The sequence below is a fragment of the Pseudoalteromonas sp. SG43-1 genome, assembly GCF_014164415.1.
Lineage (GTDB): Bacteria > Pseudomonadota > Gammaproteobacteria > Enterobacterales > Alteromonadaceae > Pseudoalteromonas > Pseudoalteromonas distincta.
The window spans coordinates 1-22248 of the sequence record NZ_JACJFD010000023.1 but is presented as its reverse complement, the minus strand read 5'-3'; the positions used below and the strand labels follow the sequence as shown (position 1 = coordinate 22248).

Here is a 22248-nt window from a genome sequence, read left to right as displayed (position 1 = left end):
CCCCTTAAAGTGTACTAAGCAATTATTGAGTTAATCTACTTTTAGCAAGCTAAGTGCTTCATGTGGATCAACTTCTAGAGCTGTACAATAGCGAACAAACTCAATGACATCTAAACGGCGTTCTTGATTTTCAATCTTGCCGATAAATGAATGAGGCGTTCCAAGCACTTGTGCTAGGCTTCGCATTGTATGACCCTTTTCATGGCGCTTAGTTTTAAGCCACTTTGTTAGCTTTGCATTTTCTTCAGAAGAAACTGTTTTGCCCATCATTTTACATCTCCTACTAGATGATTTGACGTACCCATTAAAGCAGTAGTTTCCATCAATAGCCGTAGGGAGGTAAGCAGTCATACTTTCAATAGCAAGCTATTGCTTAATAAAGCATGTGTTGCTACTCACTCCACCAACACAGCTAAAAACTACGCTAATAATATGGTAAAGATTTTTTTTTATTGAGAATGAAATTTTGCCCGTCTCATTCTTGGATACATTATATACTATTAACACTTTGGTTAAATAATTAATTACATACTCGGTACAAAATCAACCTGAACGAACATTTATAAACACTGAATATTTGACCTAAGTTATCAGAAAATATTAAAAAAATAATATTACCTTCATAAAACAGCTTAAAAATATTTATAACATATTTGTTCCTTTTTAATGTTACACGTTTATTATTAAGCAATAATTTGCACTAAAAAGGCCAAGTAATGTTCAGACTTCTTTTTTTATTACCTATCGTGTTGTGTTTAGGTTGGTACTTTTTTTTGCGCCACAACGGCGTATCTATTAAACAAGGTAAAAAAGGCTTTATGTATATTTTAGCGTTTTCAGCCTTTGTGCTCGGCTTTTTTGTATTGATAATGCAAATTACCGAATACGCACCAACTGATTTGTAGGCATTAAAAAAGCCGCAAAAAGCGGCTTTATTCTATTTAGCGTTTGGCTGTTAAACGCTAAAGCTTGCACCACAACCACAGGTTGTTGTTGCATTTGGATTAGATACAAAAAAGCGTGCGCCTTCTAATCCTTCAGTGTAATCAACCTCACCATCAACCAAATATTGAATGCTCATTGGATCAATAACGAGTGTTACACCATTTTTTACAATTTCTAAATCGCCAGGATTCGCTTTTTCATCAAAAGTAAAACCATATTGAAAACCAGAACAACCACCGCCTGTTACATAAACACGCAGTTTTAAGTCTGGGTTTTCTTCTTCGTCGATTAACTGTTTAACACGAACAGCAGCTGCATCGCTGAACTTAATTGGTAATTCTTCAGACATTTTAAAACCCTCAATATCGCAATGGCGTGATTATCTAATACCCGAGTGTTTTAATCAAGTATAGTAAAACAACTCTTTCCTCTAAGTTATATCTATAAATTAGTAAAAAAGTGGCCAAACATTAACTAGCTAAAATAATACTTAAGCAAACTAAAAGCGACCTTTATACGCTATAAACTCATTAAATATTTTAGTTATAGGCAATAGGTCTTAATCTTCACTGCAAATTGTTAATATAAGTTACGAAAATTTCAAAATCACAAGGACTTAGCTAAACTCTTTTGCTAAAATGCTGCTGAAAAATACAGCGAGGAATTATGCATGTGGCTTGAGCAACTCAGGCGTCGGCTGGCAAAACCTAAAACATCTGTACAATTATGCTTATTAGGCGTAGTTGCCGGATTAATTGCTGCATTTTTTATTATTTTATTTCGCTTAACCATTCTGTTTTTCCAAAGCTTATTTTTAGAAACACCTGACGACTTTACTACCCTACCAACACTTGAACGTGTACTAATGCCTTTAGTTGCTGCATTACTAATAGCCACGTTTGCTGCCTTTACTGGGTTTAAACATTACCGCTTGGGTATCCCCTTTGTTATACACAGAATTAAACGTCACTACGGGCAAATGCCTTTATACAATACGGTTAATCAATTTGTTGGTGGCGCACTTGCTCTCATTAGCGGCTTTTCAGTTGGCCGAGAAGGGCCTTCCGTGCATATGGGCGCAACGGGGGCGAGTATTTTGGCGGATAAGCTGCATTTACCGCATAATGCCATGCGTACTCTAAGTGGTTGTGGAGTAGCGGCAGGCATAGCCGCGTCGTTTAATACTCCACTTGCAGCCGTTATTTTTGTAATGGAAGTGGTACTACGTGAATATAAAGTACATATATTTGTACCTATCATGCTTGCCGCTGTTACTGGCGCACTGGCAACACAGTTTGTTTTTGGTGAAGGCTCAGAGCTTGCACTCATTACCATAGCGCCATTGAGTGGTTGGCATTACCCTTATTTAATATTATGCGGTATGGCGCTGGGTGCTATTGCATTTAGCTTTAATCAAAACTTAATGCTAATTATTAAAACATTTAAACCTTTAAGTATGTTCCCTCGTTTATTAATTGCAGGATGCATTGCCAGCTTAATAGCTTACGCAGTGCCTCATGCTATGGGCTCTGGTATGAGCGCAATAACTATCGCGGTTGAATCTCCTGATGACGTGAAGCTACTCACAACTATTTTAATCGCTAAACTACTTGCTACATTGTTTGCTATCGGTTTGGGTATACCAGGTGGTTTAATTGGTCCGGTAATTGGGCTTGGCGTATTAATTGGTACATTAATGGCTTTTTTTGCTCAGTTTATTAGTCCTGGCACTGATATAGCGGGTACTTATGGAGTTTTAGGTATGGCCGGATTAATGGCCGCCACATTGCATGCACCACTAGCTGCTTTAACAACGGTCATGGAGCTTACATCGTCACCTGAAATAATTGTTCCAGCTATGCTTGTGATCACCACGGCCTATGTAACAGCATTACAGTTTTTTGGAAATCGCTCCATATTTTTGCAGCAACTAGATTTTCAGGGATTACCGTACCATGTATCTCCCGCTACCGAAGCATTACAAAAAGTGGGGATAATGGATGATATGGATGAAGACTTTAAATTGCTTTATTCAGACGACAAAGTGCAAATAAAAAGCACATTAGATGCCATGGATAGCCAAACTCCGTTAATTGTTTTTGACGAAGAAAATGGCTATCGTCTCGCTGAATACGATTTAACGCTAATGTCTAATGAAACAATAAATATAAATTATATTAGCTTGCAGGGCATCAGTAGTCAGGCCACCCTAGCCGATGCTTTCGATATCCTAAAAGATAAAAGAAGTGGCGCGCTTTACGTTTATAACCTTTTAGATAATCAACAAATTATGGGGCTATTACGCTGGGATCAAATTCATCATATTTTAACCATTCGTAACAGCTTACTTTAAACAATAAGGACTATTATGAGCGCATTATTGATTTATAAAACACTCCACATATTTTTTATGATTGCGTGGTTTGCCGGTATTTTTTACTTGCCTCGATTATTTGTATATCACGCTATGAGCGAGGAAAGATCATGCAACTCTATGTTAAAAGTTATGGAGCGCAGACTACTTTATTTCGTTACCCCATTTGCTGTATTAACCGTTGTATTTGGTGTATTGACCATTGTTGAATATGGTCGTGATTGGTTTAGATACAGTATGTGGTTGCACTATAAGCTAGTGCTGGTGATCATATTATATATATACCACGGCTACTGTTTTAAGTTATTAAATGACTTTAAACATGACCGCAACACTAAGACAGACCGCTTTTACCGTATTTTTAATGAGCTCCCAGTTATTGCGTTGCTCATCATAGTGGCACTTGCGGTAATAAAACCTAATTTATAAGCTTTGCGGCGCATGTTAAACTTCGCTGCAATTTACAATACTTGCTTTAACACGCGCGATTGCGTGCTCCATTTATGGATTATCGCGCCCATTTGATTGATTAGGAATAACCCCATGTTAAGTTTCCAAGGTGAGCATATACTGTCTGTAAATCAGCTAGACAGAGACTGCATTGAACGTATTTTTGCAGTAGCAAAAAAAATGGAGCCTTATGCTAAAAAGCAAAAGCAAACTACGGTGCTAGAAGGCGCTATTTTAGCTAATTTGTTTTTTGAACCGAGCACTCGTACACGAGTTAGCTTTGGCACCGCCTTTAACTTACTTGGCGGTGGCGTACGTGAAACTACAGGTATGCAAAGTTCAGCCCTTGCTAAAGGTGAGTCTCTTTACGATACCGCCCGCGTTATTTCAGCTTATGCTGACGCTGTTGCTATGCGCCATCCTGATGCAGGCTCAGTTAGTGAATTTGCTGACGGCTGTACTGTGCCGGTTATTAATGGCGGCGACGGCCCAAATGAGCACCCTACTCAAGCATTACTTGACTTATTAACCATTGAGCGCGAATTACATCGTTTTGGTCAAAATATTGATGGTATGCATATAGCGCTTGTGGGCGATTTAAAGTATGGCCGCACAGTGCATTCTTTATCTAAACTATTGTGCCATTATAAAAATGTAAAGTTTTCGATGGTCGCGCCTGATGGCTTACAAATGCCAACAAGTATTTTAGATGCAGTAGAAAATGCTGGCCATAAAATTGAGCTAGTAAATAAGATGGAAGGCAATTTAGCAGCCGATATTGTTTACCAAACACGTATTCAAGAAGAGCGTTTTCCATCGCAAGAAGAAGCAAATAAATACCGTGGCGGCTTTAGGATTAGCCAATCTATTTACAGCGCTCACTGTAAGCCTAACTCTGTATTAATGCATCCTCTTCCACGTGACAGTCGCTTAGAAGCCAACGAGCTTGATAACGACTTAAACAGTAACGACAATTTAGCAATATTTCGCCAGGTACAAAACGGCGTATTAATTCGTATGGCACTGTTTGCTTTAACACTCGGCGTAGAAAACAAAGTCGATAAGTATGAAGTAGACGTACCTTGGTTTAGCCGCAAACGCGACAGCTAACCCCCTTTTAAGTGACAATTTATAGGATTTTTCATGACAATTAGCCAAGACTTATTTGAACGCGCCCAAGCTTCTATTCCTGGTGGCGTAAACTCACCAGTTCGTGCTTTTAATGGTGTAGGCGGTACGCCACTATTCATTACAAAAGCAGAAGGCGCGTTTACATTTGATGCCGACGGTAATCGTTACATTGATTATGTTGGCTCTTGGGGGCCTATGATCATGGGCCATAATCACCCTGCAATTAAACAAGCTGTACACGAAGCTGTAGAAAATGGCCTTAGCTATGGCGCACCAACTGAAGCCGAAATATTAATGGCTGAAAAAGTAAAAGAGCTAGTTCCATCAATCGAAAAAGTACGCATGGTTAGCTCAGGCACTGAAGCGACAATGAGTGCAATTCGTTTAGCACGTGGCTTTACCGGTCGCGATAAAATATTAAAATTTGAAGGTTGTTACCACGGTCACGCTGACTCGTTATTAGTTAAGGCAGGCTCTGGTGCACTAACAATGGGTGTACCTAATTCTCCAGGTATTCCTGAAGACTTTGCTAAGCATACACTTACAGTTTCGTTTAATAACCTAGATGAAGTAAAAGCTATTTTTGCAAAATACGCAGACGAAATTGCCTGTATTATTGTAGAGCCAGTAGCCGGTAACATGAACTGTATTCCACCAGTGCCTGGCTTTTTAGAAGGTTTGCGTGATGTGTGTGACGAATATAAATCAGTACTTATTTTTGATGAAGTAATGACAGGCTTTCGTGTTGCACTTGGCGGTGCACAAGCTTATTACAACATTAAACCAGATCTTACGTGTTTAGGTAAAGTAATTGGCGGCGGCATGCCAGTTGGCGCGTTTGGTGGTAAAACTGAAATAATGGATTACATTGCGCCTGTAGGACCAGTTTACCAAGCTGGTACTCTTTCTGGTAACCCTATTGCAATGGCTGCAGGTTTAAAATCACTTGAGCTATTAAGTGAGCCTGGCCTTCACGATAAATTAGAAGCTATTTCAAAAGCAATTTGTGAAGGCTTTGAAGCTGGTGCTAAAAAAGCCGGTGTTGCGCTAACAACTAACTATGCGGGCGGCATGTATGGATTCTTTTTTACTGATGCTGAAAAAGTAACGACATACAAGCAAGCAACTGAGTGTGACCTAGAGCGCTTCAAACGTTTTTTCCACCTTATGCTTGAAGAAGGCGTTTACCTTGCCCCATCAGCATTTGAGGCTGGTTTTGTATGTGCTGCGCATACTGAGCAAGAAGTAAAAGACACAATAGCGGCAGCGGAACGCTCGTTTGCTAAACTTTAAGCTAAAAATTACTATTTATACATTTGTAACCACTTGTTTTTAAGTATGTAATTAAGACTAAAGATTGAAAAAAGCCCGAAAGGGCTTTTTTATTTGTAATGTACTATAAATGAATGATAATTAAGCGTAACAAGGTCTATTCACCTTTACCCTAATACAAAAAATACAAGAGAGCCTTATGTCAGGATTACGCCAATTTTCTTTTCCCGCTATCCAGCTAATGGCAAACTTAAAATACAAAACTAAAATCAGCTTAATGTTTGGAATTTTACTCGTTCCTCTAGCACTTAGTTTATTTTTTTTAGTCTCGTTATTAAGTGAAAGTATTGCTGTTTCAAAAATGCAGCAGCAAGGCTTAAAAGGCTACAGATCTATACTTTCAAATCAAATGCAGGGAGATACGAATCAAAATATAAAAATAGCTCGCTCACTCGGCTTTGACATAAAAGACACTCAAGCAAATGAAGTACTTGAACTTGTTTCTATTCAATCAAATCTAGCCTTAGACAGTCAATTAGCAAGCGCTTATGTAAACCGCTCTTTAGTCACGCCAATTCCTGCACTTATAATGCAAATAAACTCAACAGCGCAAAGCGCTAATACTGTTTTAGCTAGTAATCGTTTTACGCCCGATACGTTTATAGCACTTTCAAATTTTAGTAAGTCACTTCCTTTATACGAAAAACAACTCGATAAAATACTCAATGTAGCCACCAATGCAGATAAATCAGTAAACAAAGCGCTCATGCCTCCTTTAACTAATTTACACGGTGCTGTGGGTGCATTTAAAAAAGCGATAGATGAAAAACTACTTGAGCCAGACGATATTCTATTAACTCAAGCAGAGTTCAATAAGCTAACAAACAACGTTCACAGTAGTATTAATCAACTTGTTAGTAAGAGCATTCCAACACTTGAGAGCCTTATAGAGGCAAAACTACAAACTCAACAGTGGACACGAAATCTTGTTTTAGCTGCTTCATTGATCAGTTTGCTATTTGCATTTTATTTGATGATTGGTTTTTATTTTGCAGTTGTTGATACCATTAATCGCTTTGCTGATGCCGCGAATAGAGCCGCGAATGGCGACTTAAATGCAACTATCGATTCGAGCACTAATGATGAAATGGGAATTATTGCATCGCGCTACAACGCATTACTTAACGCATTTTCACATTTATTATTTGATGTTAAAGCAAGTACAGAAGAGCTATGCGACGCAACTAAATCGCTATCACATGCGAGTAGCGAAACAAGCAATGATGTTTCAAAACAGCAAATTCGAGTCAATGCCATTTATAATGCACTAAGCGATATGGCTCAAAACGCACTTGCAGTTGAAGAGTCAGCGCATCAAGCTACGCTTACCGCACAAAATGCTGCAGTTCATGTGAAACAAGGTTCAGATAATACAATGGAGCTTGCTAAATATATGCAAGACCTCCAAATTGAATTTGCAGAGAGCCAACAAGCGCTCGATAAACTAGCACAAGATAGCCAAGAAATTAGCAAAGTAAGTAAAGGGATCAGTGAAATAGCCGATCAAACAAACTTGCTTGCACTTAATGCCGCTATTGAAGCCGCGCGAGCCGGCGAGCATGGCCGTGGATTTGCCGTTGTAGCTGATGAGGTAAGAACACTTGCTCAGCGTACACAAACACAAACCCAAGAAATACATCAAATTATTAGCTCTTTACAACAAGCATCTGACGACACCCAGCAAAAAATGCGCTCAAGTGTTGAAAAAATGGAGCAATCAGTAAAAGCAGCCAATCAAACCAATGAAGTATTGCAAAGTGCAGAGCAAAGTATGGGCGATATTAAACATCAAGGTGAAGTAATTGCAGAGCGTGTTAAACAGCAATCAAATGCAACAACACAAGCATTAAATGATTCGCAAGAAGTGAGTAATTTAGCAGATCAAACGCTAACATCGGCTCAATCAACGCTACAAGATGCACAGCAATTAAGTCGCTTATCTAATGATTTAACCAAATCAATGCAGTTTTTTAAATCTTAATACCAATTCGCTTAATTAAGTGATCTATTTTGAGGGAAGAAAATCGTGTCGATAACAAGGCAAAAATTTCGTTATTTAGTTGTTCTATATCAGAAATTTTTAACGTAGTTAACGTCAGATTTAACCCCTCAAATTGATTAAGTATTATTACGGATTGGTATAATTACGTTAACTACAACTTACAACAAAGCCGCTAAATAAGCGGCTTTGTTGTTTAAAGTAATCTTAAACTAACGTATGCATTGCGGCCTAGGCTCGAACTCACTCGCTCTAAGCGGTAGCTGAATCACCTTGCCACATCCTGGTGGTGCCTGCTTACCCGTTTGCTCATTTACAAATGCCCAGCGTATTGATGGTGGACGCGTATCAGCTATTGCTTGTGGGTTAAGCGGCTTTAAGTAACGAATATATGCTTCTAATGCGCCTACGCTACCTGTTAAACCAGTGCTTTTGTTGTCATCTCGACCAAGCCACGCAACAGTCACTGTATTTTGATCAAAGCCTGCAAACCAACTATCACGTAAATCGTTGCTGGTCCCTGTTTTACCAGCGAGCTGGATTGACGGAAAGTGTAAATTTAAGCGTTTAGCAGTGCCATCTTTCGTTACGCGTTTCATTGCGTATTTGGTCATATACATTGCAGATTTATCAAAACGAGGCTCTGCATTTACTTTATGCTTATAAAGTACTTTACCAACAGAGTCAGTTAATGCCGAAATTGCAGTGAGCTTTTTATATTCGCCATCTGCAGCAATTGTTGTATAAAGCTGAGCCACTTCAAAACTCGACATTTCAACAGCCCCTAAAAGCAGCGATGGGTATTCGTCTATCGCCCCTGTTGCGCCTAAACCTTTCAATGTATTTACTACTTTATCAACACCTACATCGAGGCCTAAATTAACCGCTGGGATATTTATACTGTTACTAAATGCTTTATAAAGTGGAATTGCACCACGGTATTGGTGGTCAAAATTTTCTGGTTGCCACACTTTACCTTGCTCATTTGTGACCTGTACTGGCGAGTCATCAAGCAAAGTAGCTAAATTATAATGTGGCAATTGCAGTGCGGTTAAATACACGGCAGGTTTTACAAGCGAGCCTATATTACGTTTTGTGTCTAAAACACGGTTAAATCCTGAATATCGAACATCGCGACCAGCAATAAGTGCAGAAACACCGCCTTTTTCTACATTAACAGAGATCATGGCTGCTTCTAGTTTTTCAGTTCTAGGGCGATTTTCCAAGTACGGTAAACTCTTTTCAATCGACTCTTCCATTGCTGTTTGCTTTTGCAAGTCAAAATAAGTAAATACTCTTACGCCTGCATCAAGTGTTTGCTGATCAGGTAATAATTCATTTAACTCTCTGTTTACTAGCTCTAAATAGCCTGGGTATGATTTTTGTAAACTGGCTTTCATTGGCGCAATATCAATTGGGCGATTAAGCGATGCACGGTACTCTTTTGTGCTAAGTAACTTATTTTCGACCATTAGACGCAGCACTAAGTCCCTGCGCTCCATTGTGCGCTCTTTATAACGACGTGGGTTGTAATAAGATGGGCCTTTAACCATTGCCACCAGCAGAGCAATTTGATCGTACTCAAGCTCGTCTACAGGCTTTGAAAAGTAAAAGTCAGAAGCAAGCCCCATACCATGGATACCTTGGTTGTATGACTGCCCTAGGTATACCTCATTTAAGTAAGCTTCTAATATCTGATCTTTTGAATAGCGATAATCTAAAATAAGGGCAATAAAGGCCTCATTTATTTTTCGTACTAAAGAACGCTCACGCGTGAGGTAAATATTTTTAGCTAATTGCTGAGTAAGCGTACTGCCACCTTGAACGGTGCGTCCCGCTTTAATATTTGAATAAAGCGCACGTAAAATAGAAAACACCGACACACCATGGTGATCATAAAAATCACGGTCTTCAACTACCAGTAGCGTATCTTTAAGCATGGCTGGGAACTTATCTAGCGGTACAAATTCTCTATCTTGTTTAGAGTCGTTGCCAATTCGCGCTATTTGCACAGGTTCTAGGCGAGCAGAGTTTAAACGCCTGCCGAACTTATCTTTAATAGTCGCAACTTTTTGCCCTGCAAAACGAAGTTCAATAATATGTGATTCTTCAAGGCCATCATAAAATTCAAAATCACGGCGATAAATCTTGATGCTATCTGCTGTTTTAACAAACTGCCCTGTTCTGCTTAATCTATTAACAGATGAATAATGTAGACGCTCTAACTCAAACACAACTTCTTGGCTTGATAAAAATTGCCCCGGATAGAACTCCATAGAACGAGCATACACTTGCGCTGGAAGTTGCCATTTATTACCTTCAAATATACGTGTAGTTTTTGAATCTAAATAAATGAAATACATTGCCATTGCAATAAAAACAGCCAAGCTGAATTTCCAAAACACTGACCATGTTTTTCTCATAAAAGAGCGTTTAACAGTGGGATTCACTGTTTTTTTACTGCCCTTTGATGTGCTTTTTTTTGTCGTGCTTGACGATTTACTAGCACGTTTAGCTGCAGGTTTGCTGGTAGGTGTTTTTTTATTGTCGGCCATTTAAGTGTAATTTATTCCAAGGGTTATTCACGAGTGTGAGCTTAGCATATTGGGCATATCCTAACATCCGAAAAGTTAACCCCCCCTGAAACAAAAAAAGCCCTACCGAAGTAGGGCTTTATGTAAACACACTATTATTTAAATAAACTATTAGCTATTTCGAACAGAAACAAACTCTGGGTAGGCTTCAATACCACAATCGTGTTGATCCATACCGTTTAGTTCTTCCTCTTCAGTTACTCGTATACCCATTGTTTTGTTAAGCACAGTCCAAACAATAAATGATGCTACAAATACAAAGGCAAGAATACACACTAAACCAATTAACTGATTAACAAAGCTTGCATCACCATTGGTTAGCGGTACTAACATAATACCTAATGCACCACACACACCGTGTACAGAGATAGCACCTACTGGATCGTCAATCTTAACTTTATCAAGTGCTATAATGCTAAACACAACTAATGAGCCACCAAGTAAACCTAGTAAACATGCCATTAATGGAGAAGGTGAAAGTGGGTCAGCAGTAATTACAACTAAACCTGCTAATGCACCGTTTAATACCATGGTTAAATCTGATTTGCCCCAAAGTATCTTACATACAAACAGTGCAGCAATAGCACCCATTGCAGCAGCTGCATTAGTATTAAGTAATATTTGACCTACCGCAGTTGCGTTTTCTTTATCCGAAAGTAGTAATTGAGAACCACCGTTAAAGCCAAACCAACCCATCCATAAAATAAATGTACCTAGTGTAGCAAGTGGTAAGTTTGAACCTGGAATTGGGTATATTTCACCGTTTTTACCATATTTTCCTTTACGAGCACCTAGGATTAGTACACCCGCTAGTGCAGCAGCTGCACCTGCGCCATGTACAATTGCAGAACCTGCAAAATCTACAAAGCCCATTTCAGATAAGAAACCACCACCCCATGTCCAGTAACCTTCAATAGGGTAAATAAAACCAGTTAGTACTACAGCAAAGCCAAGGAAAGCCCATAGCTTCATACGCTCAGCAACTGCACCCGATACAATCGACATAGCCGTTGCAACAAATACTACTTGGAAGAAAAAATCAGATTCTAAAGAATGGTCAGCATCAGCAGCTTGTGTGCCAATTAAAGCGCCTATTGAAGGAATAAAACCACCTTCGGCATTGTCTACATACATAATGTTGTAGCCAACTAATAAAAACATCGTACATGCAATTGAATACAGCGCGACATTTTTAGTTAAAATTTCAGCTGTGTTTTTAGAGCGAACTAAGCCCGCTTCTAACATGGCAAAACCTGCTGCCATCCACATTACTAATATACCTGATATTAAAAAATAGAAGGTATCGAGTGAAAACTTTAGTTCTATTATTGTATTTTCCATGAGACCCCCTTAAATTGCTTCTTCGTCAAGTTCGCCAGTACGGATACGAACAATTTGATCTAAGTCGTACACGAAAATTTTCCCGTCACCGATTTTACCTGTTGATGCAATTTTAGTAATTGCTTCAACAACGCGTTGACAATTTTCAGTACGAGTTGCAATTTCAAGTTTGATCTTAGGAATAAAATCTACTTGGTATTCTGCACCACGATATAACTCAGTATGACCTCGTTGACGTCCAAAACCTTTAACATCAACTACTGTCATCCCCTCAATTCCTAAATCAGCGAGTGCTTCACGCACGTCGTCTAATTTAAATGGTTTTATGATTGCACTAATCATTTTCATAGCGGCCCCCTCGGACTCTTTATTGTTATCCTGTTGGGTTAAACAATCCAACCTTTGTGCCACTATTTTTATATTTTTTAAAACAATAAGTTAGTGAAAAACAGAAACTAAATAACAAAAAAAACGCACCAATTAGGTGCGTTAATTTAACAAGTTATCTACATTGGTGCGTGCAATATATTAATTGCATGCTTAGCTTTATATAACAGAGCTATACCACGCAGTTTCTTCCTTGGTTTTTAGCTTCGTATAATGCTTTGTCAGCAACACGCATTGCCTGCGTCAAGCTAGTGTCTTGAAAGTCTGCCAAGCCTATACTTGTAGTAATTTTAATTGATTTATCGCTGATAGAAAAATCGTAACTAGCCAGCTTTTTTCTAAATGCTTCAAAGTATTCACGACCACGTTCAAGCTCTATCTCAGGTAATATTATGGCAAACTCTTCTCCACCAACCCGTGCAACTGTAAACTTTGAAAACGTAGTACGGATTAATGAACCAACCTGCTTTAAAGCCTGATCGCCACCCTCATGGCCTAATGTATCGTTAATATTTTTGAAAAAATCGATATCTAACAATGCGAGAGTATTTTTCTGGTTTTTACTTTTAAGGAGCTTTTCTGCATATTGATAAAAATAGCGTCGATTATGAAGCCCTGTTAAATGATCCCTATGCGCGCTTTCTTTAATATCTGAAATTAACGATAGTTGCTCCATTGTTTGAAGTACTCGACAATGAAACTCCTCATTCATAAATGGCTTTGTTAAAAAGTCATTGGCGCCATATTTAATAAATCGCGCTGATAGGCCATGTTTCCCCGCGCCCGACAAGCCAATAATTGCTAAGTCGTCTCGGCCTCTAAAGTTACGTACCGCTTTAACAAGTTCAAAGCCATCCATAGAAGGCATAGCGTAGTCGGTCATAAGTAGCTTTATATCAGGATTAGCTTTTAATATTTCGAGTGCTTGTTGTCCATCGTGGGCATCTGTCACATCAAACAATTGCTTTTCAAGCATTTGCTTCATTAACGAGCGGCTCAGTAATGAATCATCTGCTACTAATGCTTTACAACCTTGGTTTCTTAGCAATTGCGCAACGAGTTTAACGGCGTAATGGTAAGAGTCGCGATTATCTTTAATAACATAATCAACGACACCTAATTCAAGCATTTGTTGGCGCTTGTACTCATCTATTTTTGAGGTTAAAACAACCGTAGGAATCTTTTTAGATAAAGTATATTTTGCGACTTCACCGTGAGGAGCATCTGGCAAGGTTAAATCAACTAACGCAAGCGTGTAGTCGTATTTTTCTACGTAAGTGGCACATTCGGCTAAAGACCAAGCAAAATCGATTGCCACATCAAGGTATTGTGCAGTTAAGTGGCGAAGTACCTGCTGCACTACTTTACTGTCTTCAACCACTAATACTCTTTGCATAAAGCTTCTCTTTACCTTTAATTAGTTTTACCACAAAACGACAAATACCACGCAATTACTGCAATAGCATTAGTCATAAACATCCGGTGTAGAGTGCACTTATGTGCTTGAAAGCGTAATCCGTTAGATTTTTTGGTGATAGCCTGTATAAAAAATCAATACAAGTAGGCCGCAATATACCTGAATTTTGCAATTAACTAAATAAAGAAAGTAAATCCAAAATAACTATAAAAGCGATTAATACGCGCCTTTCAATGTATTAATACCTTACTTAACCAGTATTATCGGCCACTAGTCTCAATACTTTTGTTATTTAACTCATTTTTATCTTTAATGATGTATCAACAATAATAAGGACACCTAATGAAGCTTAGTCGTATTATCAGTTTACCGATAACCGTTATTGCATTAATAATTAGTACAAGCACGCTTGCCGATAACCAACGTCGTATTGATGTAGACAGCAAAGTAGTTACCCAACATAAGGCTAAAATTAATGGCCAGCGTTTTAGTTATACCGTAGCTACAGGCACACAACCTGTATGGGATGATAAAGGCGACGCGGTTGCTACACTACAATACACCTACTACACACGTGACAAAGTTGACGACAGGACAGTTCGCCCATTACTTATTTCTTTTAATGGCGGGCCAGGTTCGGCTTCGGTATGGATGCACCTTGCTTATACTGGCCCTCGCGTATTAAAAATTGATGACGAAGGCTATCCAATTCAACCTTATGGCGTAAAAGACAACCCATATTCTGTACTTGATATTGCCGATATTGTTTACGTAAACCCGGTAAATACTGGCTATTCTCGCGTACTTGAAAACGAAAAAGGCGAACTGCCTTCCAAAGCAAAACAAAAAGAGTTATTTTTTGGTGTTAATGCCGATATTAAATACCTTGCTGAGTGGTTAAATACTTTTGTAAATAGAGCACAGCGCTGGCGCTCGCCTAAATTTTTAATTGGTGAAAGCTACGGTACAACACGTGTATCTGGACTCGCTCATGAGCTTCAAAACAGTCAGTGGATGTACATAAACGGTGTTGTTCTCGTATCACCTACTGACATTGGTATTAAGCGCGATGGTCCGATTAAAGCAGCTAACCGCCTACCTTACTTTGCAGCGACTGCTTGGTATCACAAAGCACTTAACGCCGATTTACAAGCTAAAGATCTTGATGAGTTATTACCTGAAGTTGAAGAGTTTACTGTAAATGAGTTAATCCCTGCGCTTGCTAAAGGTGGCTTTATTAATGCTGATGAAAAGCGACGCATAATTACAAAAATGGCGCACTACGCAGGCTTATCAGAAAAGTTTGTTGAGCAAAATAACTTAGATATTCCAACTCAGTTTTTCTGGAAAGAGCTACTACGTGAACGTGGTCAAACTGTAGGCCGCTTAGATTCTCGTTATTTAGGAATGGATAAAAGAGACGCGGGTGAATCCCCAGACTACTGGGCTGAACTTACCTCTTGGTTACACTCTTTCACTCCTGCAATTAATCACTACTTGCGTGAAGAGCTAAACTATAAAACGGATGTAAAATATAATTTATTTGGTAATGTTCACCCATGGGATAGAACCGGTAATAATACAGGCGAAAACCTACGTTTAGCAATGGCACAAAACCCTTACTTAAACGTGATGATCCAATCAGGATACTTTGATGGCGCAACCAATTACTTTGACGCTAAATATACGTTATGGCAATTAGACCCAAGCGGTAAAATGAAAGACCGTTTGAGCTTTAAAGGCTACAGAAGCGGACACATGATGTACCTTCGCCACGCTGATTTAGAAAGCTCTAATAACGATTTACGTGACTTTATACAGCACGCTTTACCCAAAAAAGGGCAAGCGGCTAAATACTAATATACCTAAAACAAAAAATGGCTCTTTAAGAGCCATTTTTTATGTGCGTTTTTCATATCGTAAACAATAGCTTTTAAGTTGTGTGACTACATCGTTAAAGCACTCTTCCAGCTGCTGTATATAATCACCTTTAACTATTTCACTCTCTGCCTGTGTTTCTATCTGTTGGCATATATTTGCCAACTCAATAGCCCCCACAGACTTTGAAGACGACTTTAATGCATGAGCCTGAAAAGCTAAATCAACATAGTTTTTACTTTTAGCATACGCGTTAGCTAATTTAATTTGCTCCCCTGCTGTTTGTAAAAACGCATTAAATACCATGCAATGTACGCTAGGATCATCACCAAGCATTGCTTTTAGTAGCGTAATATCTAATTGATCAAAACTATCTGAAGCTATACTTTCACCATCTGATTTTTCTGAACGTGTATTGACCATAGTTTGAGAATGCTCCATCAATAACGACTTTAATTTAACAAGCTCAATAGGCTTTGTTAAAAAGCCATTCATTCCACAAGTATAACAATTATCTATGTTGTTTTTGGTAATGTTGGCCGTAATTGCAATTATAATCAGTTCATCAAAATGAGTGTTTTCGCGTATTTTTTTGGCTAACCCTAACCCATCGAGTAAGGGCATTTGAATGTCGGTTAGTAAAATATCAAAGCGTTTATTTTGTATGGCCTCCCAAGCTTGCTCACCGTTACTTACAAAAGTAGAGCACACTCCAAGCATAGTTAATTGCTGTTTTAACACTTGCTGATTTGTAACTTGATCTTCTGCCACTAAAACCTCAAGCGTAGGAAGCGTTACCGCATTTAAGCTTTGCTGTGTTATTTGAGGGGCTTGCACTTGTGCTGGCAAGTCAGTTTGATCAAAACTGTTAAAGTTTAGCGTAAAACAAGAACCTTTGTGCTGCTCGCTTTGTGCGCTCAAAGACCCTTGCATACGCTCTACCAGCTGCTTAGTTATCACTAAACCAATACCGGTTCCATTTACTTTACTGGTTTCAGCGCCTAAGCGGTCAAAAGGTTTAAATAGGCGAGAAATGTCATCTGGAGAAAATCCACATCCGGTATCTATTACATCTATTTCGCATTGTTTATTACTTAACACCCGACAATTAATATTAATACTGCCATTTGGTTTGTTGTATTTAATCGCATTTGAAAGCAAGTTAAGCATCACTTGTTTAAAGCGGCGCTGATCAATATAAATACTCAACCCTTCTAAGGACTCAAAACCGTGAGTTTGCAGTGTTATTGATTGCCCTTTAATAAGCTCAGTGACAAGCTCTACTGACTCTTCTAATATGCTTTTAATAGGCACATAAGAAAAACTAAACTGCATATTACCCGACTCAATAGCTGTTAAATCAAGCACATCGTCTATGAGTAATAGTAAATGTTCTCCAGCTTGATAAATGCTTTTCGCGTTTTCTTTTTGTACTTTATTTGCACTCTCATCATATCCATACAGCTGGGCTAAGCCTAAAATTGCATTTAATGGAGTTCTTAATTCGTGGCTCATACTGGCCATAAAATCTGACTTTGCTTTACTTGCAGACTCAGCTTGAATTCGTAATGCATTTAATTTTTGATGGTTATTCGCAACCTCATCAACCATATTATTAAATGCATTTATTACACTGCCCACTTCATTTTGTTGTTGTTTATCTATATGGCAATCAAAGTCGCCTTTGGCTAAACGTGAAAACCCAAGTTTTAGCGTCCTCAACGGCGATGTAACCCTGTAATCCACCAGCCAAGCCAAACCTATAAAAACGATAACTAAAATAATAAATTGTATATATATTAAGGTGTAATGAAGTTTTGAAGATTCGTTAATTTCATTAGTAAAATTAACAACCAAGCTAATATTAGCCAGCGGTTTGTCTAAAAATATCACCTGTTGAGATAACAGCATGTCGCCGTTTTCATTTGCTCCAACCCAATTATCAAGCGGATACAATTGGTTTTTTGAATCAACATCAACAATTTTAATACTTTTCCAATTAGGGCGAGTTTGAAGTTGACTGTCTATCTCTTCATATAGCTCTGCATATTGCCTAGTTAACAACGGAGTCGTTATAGAAGTCGATAACTGCGCTAAAGAACGCTGAGCAGCCTTTGAAAGCCCATCGTTTACCCAACGCGCTTGTTCAGGTAATGCGTAAAACATAAAAAGACATGCCATAAGCAAGCCACAAAGCAATACAACAATAAAGCTTTGCGCCCTTAAACTACGAAACCCTCTAATTTTCAACATAAAATGAGCGCAAGCCCCACTGAGTTAACTGCTGATACTCTGCTAAAGTTGCAATACTAGGTTTAATAATTGGGATACCTGCAAGTAAATGTTTATGCTCTGCGCTTTGCCCTATATCTAAAATAGCTTGTTGCACTTTTAACTGTATTGCAGCATCAACCCTTGGGTGGGCAACAATTGGGTGGCGACTAATTTCACGCGTTTTATAAAGAATTTTGAGTTTATTTTGTAAGCTTTCTGGTTGTTGTTTAAATGTGCCCATTACACCACCGCCCGCCATTGTTGAGTGCAGTGCTACATTTAAATATACCGATGGATGAGTTTGGACATATACAGGCTTTATTGTTAGCCCGTATAACAATGCTAAATCAGCTCTCATTAATAATGACGCACCTAATGCGTTAGGTGCAGGGAATGCTATTTCAGCGCCCTCTAGTTGGCTTAAATTATCAATATCACTGTCTTTGTTTACGAGCAAAATACCTTGCAGCTTTCGCCCTGCATCTTTTATTAGTGGTAAATACCCCTGTTTTTCGTATGCTACAACACTATGCCATGGGTTCATGTATGCAAAGTCGTACTCGCCATTAGCAAAGGCTTTTTCAAATACAGGAATAGACTCAACTGTAATTAGCTTTATTGTTACCCCTGTTTGCTTACTTACTTGCTTTAACAAAGGTTGCCAAATAGTATTTAGCTTTTGCGGCTCGTATTGCGGCACTACACCAAAGGTATATTCTTGAGCTAATAAGAATGAGCTGTGTATCAAACATAATATAGCCACTAAATACTTCATCAATTCTCCAAATAATAGCGTGTCATTATTGCTTAAGCGTAGTTAAAGACTACTCAACACACCATTAAATTATTATATATTCGATATTTAGCATTGACCTGCTTTGATTACAGGTAGTTTTGGAGTGTATTTTTTATCTGTGAGCATATGATGCAAGTTCATAAATGTGATGTAAGTACTTTTCAATCCGACCTTATTGCTTAGCCAAGTAGGTATTGCCCCATCAGGCAAAGCATATACTTGGTACTCAATATCAAGGCGGCCTTTGTCCTCACTCAGCAGCCAGCGTGCATTTAAAGTAGTAATTCTTATAACGCCATTGTTTTTGGGCTGCTTATTAGGGCGAGCCTTAATAAGCAATTGGCTTTTATTTGCAGTCAGCTGTGAATAACAAGAATAAGTAATGCTATCTCTATCTCTAACAGGCCAAGGAGAATTAAAATAACTGTACACTAAATTTTCTGATGGGCTTATGTGCTTAATAACCTTTACCTGAGATATATTTTCGAGCCATTGGGGTGCGGCATCGGTATCACTAAGTAATTCTAAAAACTCATTGGTGGATACGCCTTTCACGCTCATCTGCGCTTTTACTTCAAAGGTATTATCACTGTGGCTTTGATAATACACACTTACGCCATTTTTGTTTTTATACAAATGCCATATGGGCTCAGCGTAAGTGTTAAAACTAACTAATAAAAAAATAACGAATAAACACTTTTGCAACTGAATTTTATTACAAAAGCGCATCATTTATTTTTGCCAGTAAGGTTCTATGTCAAGTGAAGCAAGGCGACTTTGCTCCATGGCACTGACCAAATATTCAGACTTTTGTTCAAGCCATGACTGGATTTTAGCAAGCTGTTCGTCCTCTTGCCCTGCACATAATTGCTTTAAATACTCAAGCGTACTTAATTCATAAATACCATGAGAAATATCAAGCCAAGGCAATCTAAACTCTAGGCGTTCTTCTTTATCAAATAACGATCCTAAACAGTTACCGCTCAGTAGGCTATTTTCAAGCTGAGTTCGTAGGTTTAAATACGAAGCGACATCGAGTGTTTGCTCCTTTGGAAGCAACTCGTGCAGGTTTTTCCAGTCTTTATTGAAAAGCCTATTGGCAATAGACGACACATTTTGCTCAGCCGCTTGAAGCTCTGCTTGCCCCCAGTCTTTACGCCATTGCTTATCGATTAACCAGGTAGTTAACGATAGTAATAAACGATTATAACGTGCGCTGTGAAACAGTGCATTTATATCGTCAATGCTTGGCTGTAACTCTTTTAAGTCTCCAATGACTTGAGCAAGTGCTGGCGCCGCATTAATTTTTTTATAAAAAGCATGGCGTTTAGACGTGTACGTTTTTAATTGAATCGCGTTTTCTACCCACGCTAATTCACTTAATAACCATTTAAGTTCGGTACGTAAGTGCTCTGTACTTTCTTTAGATACTATATCGTCGTATAGCCAAAAAGTATGGCGGATTAAACTGATGCCGTCAGTTACGCGTTTAAGTGTTTTTAAACTTGGCTTATCGAAATAGCATTGCTCGTGCTTTTGTACAAAGCGAATGCCAAAGTTCATGGCTTCAACTAAAGCACGCTCTTGAGTAGTCGACTTTGGTAATTGTACAAAACCAATAGATTTGCTTGGCATTAAAGGTTTTTCATCAGCAAGTCGATAACCACGCGCGGCCTTAGAATACAAACCTAAGCGTATGCAGTTTTGGCTAACTAGTATATCTGCAAATGCAAACAGCTCATTACGACTGCCCTCAACTAGCTCAATTTCTAGCTCGCTAATAATTTCAATTTTACCCGAAGCCGCAATTTCACCTTTATCGAGTACGACTTCAATTTTAGCGCCACTTTCGGTTTCAATTAACCAAGTACGACGAATGAAGTTAGTACTAAATATTGGATACAAGTTTTTTGAGATGGCGCTTATTTGCATGCCATGAGGCCAAATATCAGCATCAAACGCCATTAAATTAGGGCGGCTTGATTCAATTGGTAAATTGTACTCTGGACGTTGGTGTAAACCACCTACCACTTCACCTGCAAGCTTTATAGTTTGCTCGCATTCGCTGTCAGAACAACGCGTTCGAAAGCCTATATCAAGCGCTCTAAGCTCTCTGCTTGGCGTATCGTAGTATGCATTTTGTAAGCTGCGAGACGGTTTATTCTTCACCGTTTTTGCAAATTGAGTAATTAACGAGGGGATCAGTGGAATAACGGCATCTGATACCAAAAATTTCAGTTCTATCTCAGTATCCATTCGGTTTGCGGATTACCTTTAAAATAAATAAGTGCTCAAAATAAACAAAGCGCCTTAACAATGCAAATTTTTTAACCTTATTTTAGGGCCTGATGACCTTTGTGGATTAAATTTCGTTCTATCTAGGAGCAATTTAATCATAGCGTGAGGCTTGTAACCTAGTGGACTCGATAACTACTCCTGCGTTACCGTACTGGGTTACAATATCAGTCTTGCTATTGATCTATTTAATCCATACTATCTAACTACTTATGTGAAATAAAAATCACGTTCATAACGGACGCAGTTAGATCAACAAGGTAGATAAATGCTAAAACATTGTTTATTAGGGCTACTTTTAACAGCCACCACATTCATGAGTTATGCACAAGAAGCACAACCTGCAAATTCAACGAATGCAAACACCGCTTATATTATCGATAATCTATACACTTTTATGCGCTCTGGGGCGAGTAAAAATTATCGACTACTCGGCTCTGTAGATGCTGGAACAAAGTTAACCTTGTTATCAAATGAAGAAAACGGCTTTATAAAAATTAAAGATGATAAAGACCGCGAAGGCTGGATAGAAACTAAGTTTATTACTAAAACAGCGGGCTTACACCAACAGTACAAAACACTAAGTAGCGAAATGAGCACTATGCAAGAAAAGCTACGTCAAGCTCAAATAGAACTTCCACAGCTACAAGAACAAAACCAAACTTTAACAGATCAAAATCTGCAGTTATCTGCTCAAATTACTAAGCTTAAAACAACGCTAGAGCAAGAGCGCACTCAAAAAGAAGCTGCTAGCTCAAAAGAGAAACGCCAGCTACTGACTTACGGTGGTGCTATTGCGTTTTTAGGCCTGTTTTTAGGTATTATATTAACGATAGTGCTGTCACGTCGTAAGCGCTACGAAGGTTGGGCGTAAAGCTCCATCCAACTAAATACAAAAAAGCCGCTTTACAGCTGTCTCTTATACACAAATCCCTGCTAAGAAATTAGCGGGGATTTTTTTGAACTAAATCTCAATGTCATGATCAGATCTTCAAATCTTGTTTGAGGGCACATTATGATTAACGAACATACTCA

At 38.6% G+C, this 22248-nt stretch carries 18 protein-coding genes; 8 read left to right on the top strand and 10 right to left on the bottom strand.

Features of this window, described 5'->3' with window-relative positions:
- Nucleotides 1-30: 30 nt before the first annotated feature.
- Nucleotides 31-270: a helix-turn-helix domain-containing protein gene (locus H5159_RS15285; RefSeq protein WP_002958908.1), complete on the bottom strand. Its 240-nt coding sequence runs from the start codon at nt 268-270 to the stop codon at nt 31-33.
- Nucleotides 271-716: 446 nt separating this feature from the next.
- Here H5159_RS15285 and H5159_RS15280 point away from each other — a divergent pair, with 446 nt between their 5' ends.
- Complete coding sequence (locus H5159_RS15280) at nt 717-905, top strand: hypothetical protein (protein WP_182738322.1); 189 nt, start codon at nt 717-719, stop codon at nt 903-905.
- A gap of 50 nt (nt 906-955) precedes the next feature.
- On the opposite strand, the gene erpA is transcribed toward H5159_RS15280, so the two are convergent.
- Nucleotides 956-1294: an iron-sulfur cluster insertion protein ErpA gene (gene erpA, locus H5159_RS15275; RefSeq protein WP_002958911.1), complete on the bottom strand. Its 339-nt coding sequence runs from the start codon at nt 1292-1294 to the stop codon at nt 956-958.
- A gap of 321 nt (nt 1295-1615) precedes the next feature.
- Between erpA and H5159_RS15270 the strand changes: the two genes are divergently transcribed.
- The 5 genes from H5159_RS15270 (at nt 1616) to H5159_RS15250 (ending at nt 8213) form a co-directional block, all read left to right on the top strand.
- Nucleotides 1616-3298, top strand: a complete 1683-nt coding sequence (locus H5159_RS15270; protein ID WP_002958912.1) for a chloride channel protein — start codon at nt 1616-1618, stop codon at nt 3296-3298.
- Between the two features lie 15 nt (nt 3299-3313).
- Nucleotides 3314-3748, top strand: a complete 435-nt coding sequence (locus H5159_RS15265) for a CopD family protein (protein WP_182780576.1) — start codon at nt 3314-3316, stop codon at nt 3746-3748.
- Nucleotides 3749-3862: 114 nt separating this feature from the next.
- Nucleotides 3863-4879, top strand: coding sequence for an aspartate carbamoyltransferase (locus H5159_RS15260; RefSeq protein WP_002958914.1), 1017 nt, complete (start codon nt 3863-3865; stop codon nt 4877-4879).
- Between the two features lie 33 nt (nt 4880-4912).
- Nucleotides 4913-6193 (top strand): glutamate-1-semialdehyde 2,1-aminomutase, encoded by a 1281-nt coding sequence (hemL, locus tag H5159_RS15255; RefSeq protein ID WP_024596268.1) that lies wholly within the window; start codon nt 4913-4915, stop codon nt 6191-6193.
- 178 nt (nt 6194-6371) lie between these two features.
- A complete protein-coding gene (locus H5159_RS15250) occupies nt 6372-8213 on the top strand; it encodes a methyl-accepting chemotaxis protein (protein ID WP_182780575.1) in 1842 nt (613 codons plus the stop codon).
- 230 nt (nt 8214-8443) lie between these two features.
- On the opposite strand, the gene mrcB is transcribed toward H5159_RS15250, so the two are convergent.
- From mrcB to H5159_RS15230, 4 genes are all read right to left on the bottom strand, one after another.
- Nucleotides 8444-10786, bottom strand: a complete 2343-nt coding sequence (gene mrcB, locus H5159_RS15245; protein ID WP_024596271.1) for a penicillin-binding protein 1B — start codon at nt 10784-10786, stop codon at nt 8444-8446.
- A gap of 150 nt (nt 10787-10936) precedes the next feature.
- Nucleotides 10937-12166 carry an ammonium transporter gene (locus H5159_RS15240; RefSeq protein WP_024596272.1) on the bottom strand — a complete coding sequence of 410 codons (1230 nt, stop codon included), beginning with the start codon at nt 12164-12166 and terminating at the stop codon, nt 10937-10939.
- A 9-nt stretch (nt 12167-12175) separates the two neighbouring features.
- A complete protein-coding gene (locus tag H5159_RS15235) occupies nt 12176-12514 on the bottom strand; it encodes a P-II family nitrogen regulator (RefSeq protein ID WP_004587162.1) in 339 nt (112 codons plus the stop codon).
- Between the two features lie 211 nt (nt 12515-12725).
- A complete protein-coding gene (locus H5159_RS15230; protein ID WP_002958922.1) occupies nt 12726-13949 on the bottom strand; it encodes a diguanylate cyclase domain-containing protein in 1224 nt (407 codons plus the stop codon).
- 363 nt (nt 13950-14312) lie between these two features.
- On the opposite strand from H5159_RS15230, the gene H5159_RS15225 reads away from it, so the two are divergent.
- Nucleotides 14313-15830: a S10 family peptidase gene (locus H5159_RS15225; RefSeq protein ID WP_182715436.1), complete on the top strand. Its 1518-nt coding sequence runs from the start codon at nt 14313-14315 to the stop codon at nt 15828-15830.
- A 39-nt stretch (nt 15831-15869) separates the two neighbouring features.
- Here the strand turns inward: H5159_RS15225 and H5159_RS15220 are convergent, their stop codons facing one another.
- From H5159_RS15220 to H5159_RS15205, 4 genes are all read right to left on the bottom strand, one after another.
- The gene (locus H5159_RS15220; protein WP_182721287.1) at nt 15870-18101 is read right to left on the bottom strand and encodes an ATP-binding protein; all 2232 of its coding nucleotides are present in this window, start codon (nt 18099-18101) and stop codon (nt 15870-15872) included.
- Nucleotides 18088-18897: a phosphate/phosphite/phosphonate ABC transporter substrate-binding protein gene (locus H5159_RS15215; RefSeq protein WP_182670812.1), complete on the bottom strand. Its 810-nt coding sequence runs from the start codon at nt 18895-18897 to the stop codon at nt 18088-18090. Before H5159_RS15215 ends, H5159_RS15220 begins: the two co-directional genes overlap by 14 nt.
- An 87-nt stretch (nt 18898-18984) precedes the next feature.
- Complete coding sequence (locus tag H5159_RS15210; RefSeq protein WP_154903669.1) at nt 18985-19650, bottom strand: START domain-containing protein; 666 nt, start codon at nt 19648-19650, stop codon at nt 18985-18987.
- Nucleotides 19651-21174 carry a CYTH and CHAD domain-containing protein gene (locus tag H5159_RS15205; RefSeq protein ID WP_024596277.1) on the bottom strand — a complete coding sequence of 508 codons (1524 nt, stop codon included), beginning with the start codon at nt 21172-21174 and terminating at the stop codon, nt 19651-19653.
- Nucleotides 21175-21481: 307 nt separating this feature from the next.
- Between H5159_RS15205 and H5159_RS15200 the strand changes: the two genes are divergently transcribed.
- A complete protein-coding gene (locus H5159_RS15200) occupies nt 21482-22087 on the top strand; it encodes a TIGR04211 family SH3 domain-containing protein (protein WP_002958928.1) in 606 nt (201 codons plus the stop codon).
- Nucleotides 22088-22248 lie beyond the last annotated feature (161 nt).

Coding starts and splice junctions, on each gene's coding strand:
- H5159_RS15285 (WP_002958908.1), bottom strand. CDS start 270: ATGATGGGCAAAACAGTTTCTTCTGAAGAAAATGCAAAGCTAACAAAG.
- H5159_RS15280 (WP_182738322.1), top strand. CDS start 717: ATGTTCAGACTTCTTTTTTTATTACCTATCGTGTTGTGTTTAGGTTGG.
- erpA (WP_002958911.1), bottom strand. CDS start 1,294: ATGTCTGAAGAATTACCAATTAAGTTCAGCGATGCAGCTGCTGTTCGT.
- H5159_RS15270 (WP_002958912.1), top strand. CDS start 1,616: ATGTGGCTTGAGCAACTCAGGCGTCGGCTGGCAAAACCTAAAACATCT.
- H5159_RS15265 (WP_182780576.1), top strand. CDS start 3,314: ATGAGCGCATTATTGATTTATAAAACACTCCACATATTTTTTATGATT.
- H5159_RS15260 (WP_002958914.1), top strand. CDS start 3,863: ATGTTAAGTTTCCAAGGTGAGCATATACTGTCTGTAAATCAGCTAGAC.
- hemL (WP_024596268.1), top strand. CDS start 4,913: ATGACAATTAGCCAAGACTTATTTGAACGCGCCCAAGCTTCTATTCCT.
- H5159_RS15250 (WP_182780575.1), top strand. CDS start 6,372: ATGTCAGGATTACGCCAATTTTCTTTTCCCGCTATCCAGCTAATGGCA.
- mrcB (WP_024596271.1), bottom strand. CDS start 10,786: ATGGCCGACAATAAAAAAACACCTACCAGCAAACCTGCAGCTAAACGT.
- H5159_RS15240 (WP_024596272.1), bottom strand. CDS start 12,166: ATGGAAAATACAATAATAGAACTAAAGTTTTCACTCGATACCTTCTAT.
- H5159_RS15235 (WP_004587162.1), bottom strand. CDS start 12,514: ATGAAAATGATTAGTGCAATCATAAAACCATTTAAATTAGACGACGTG.
- H5159_RS15230 (WP_002958922.1), bottom strand. CDS start 13,949: ATGCAAAGAGTATTAGTGGTTGAAGACAGTAAAGTAGTGCAGCAGGTA.
- H5159_RS15225 (WP_182715436.1), top strand. CDS start 14,313: ATGAAGCTTAGTCGTATTATCAGTTTACCGATAACCGTTATTGCATTA.
- H5159_RS15220 (WP_182721287.1), bottom strand. CDS start 18,101: ATGTTGAAAATTAGAGGGTTTCGTAGTTTAAGGGCGCAAAGCTTTATT.
- H5159_RS15215 (WP_182670812.1), bottom strand. CDS start 18,897: ATGAAGTATTTAGTGGCTATATTATGTTTGATACACAGCTCATTCTTA.
- H5159_RS15210 (WP_154903669.1), bottom strand. CDS start 19,650: ATGATGCGCTTTTGTAATAAAATTCAGTTGCAAAAGTGTTTATTCGTT.
- H5159_RS15205 (WP_024596277.1), bottom strand. CDS start 21,174: ATGGATACTGAGATAGAACTGAAATTTTTGGTATCAGATGCCGTTATT.
- H5159_RS15200 (WP_002958928.1), top strand. CDS start 21,482: ATGCTAAAACATTGTTTATTAGGGCTACTTTTAACAGCCACCACATTC.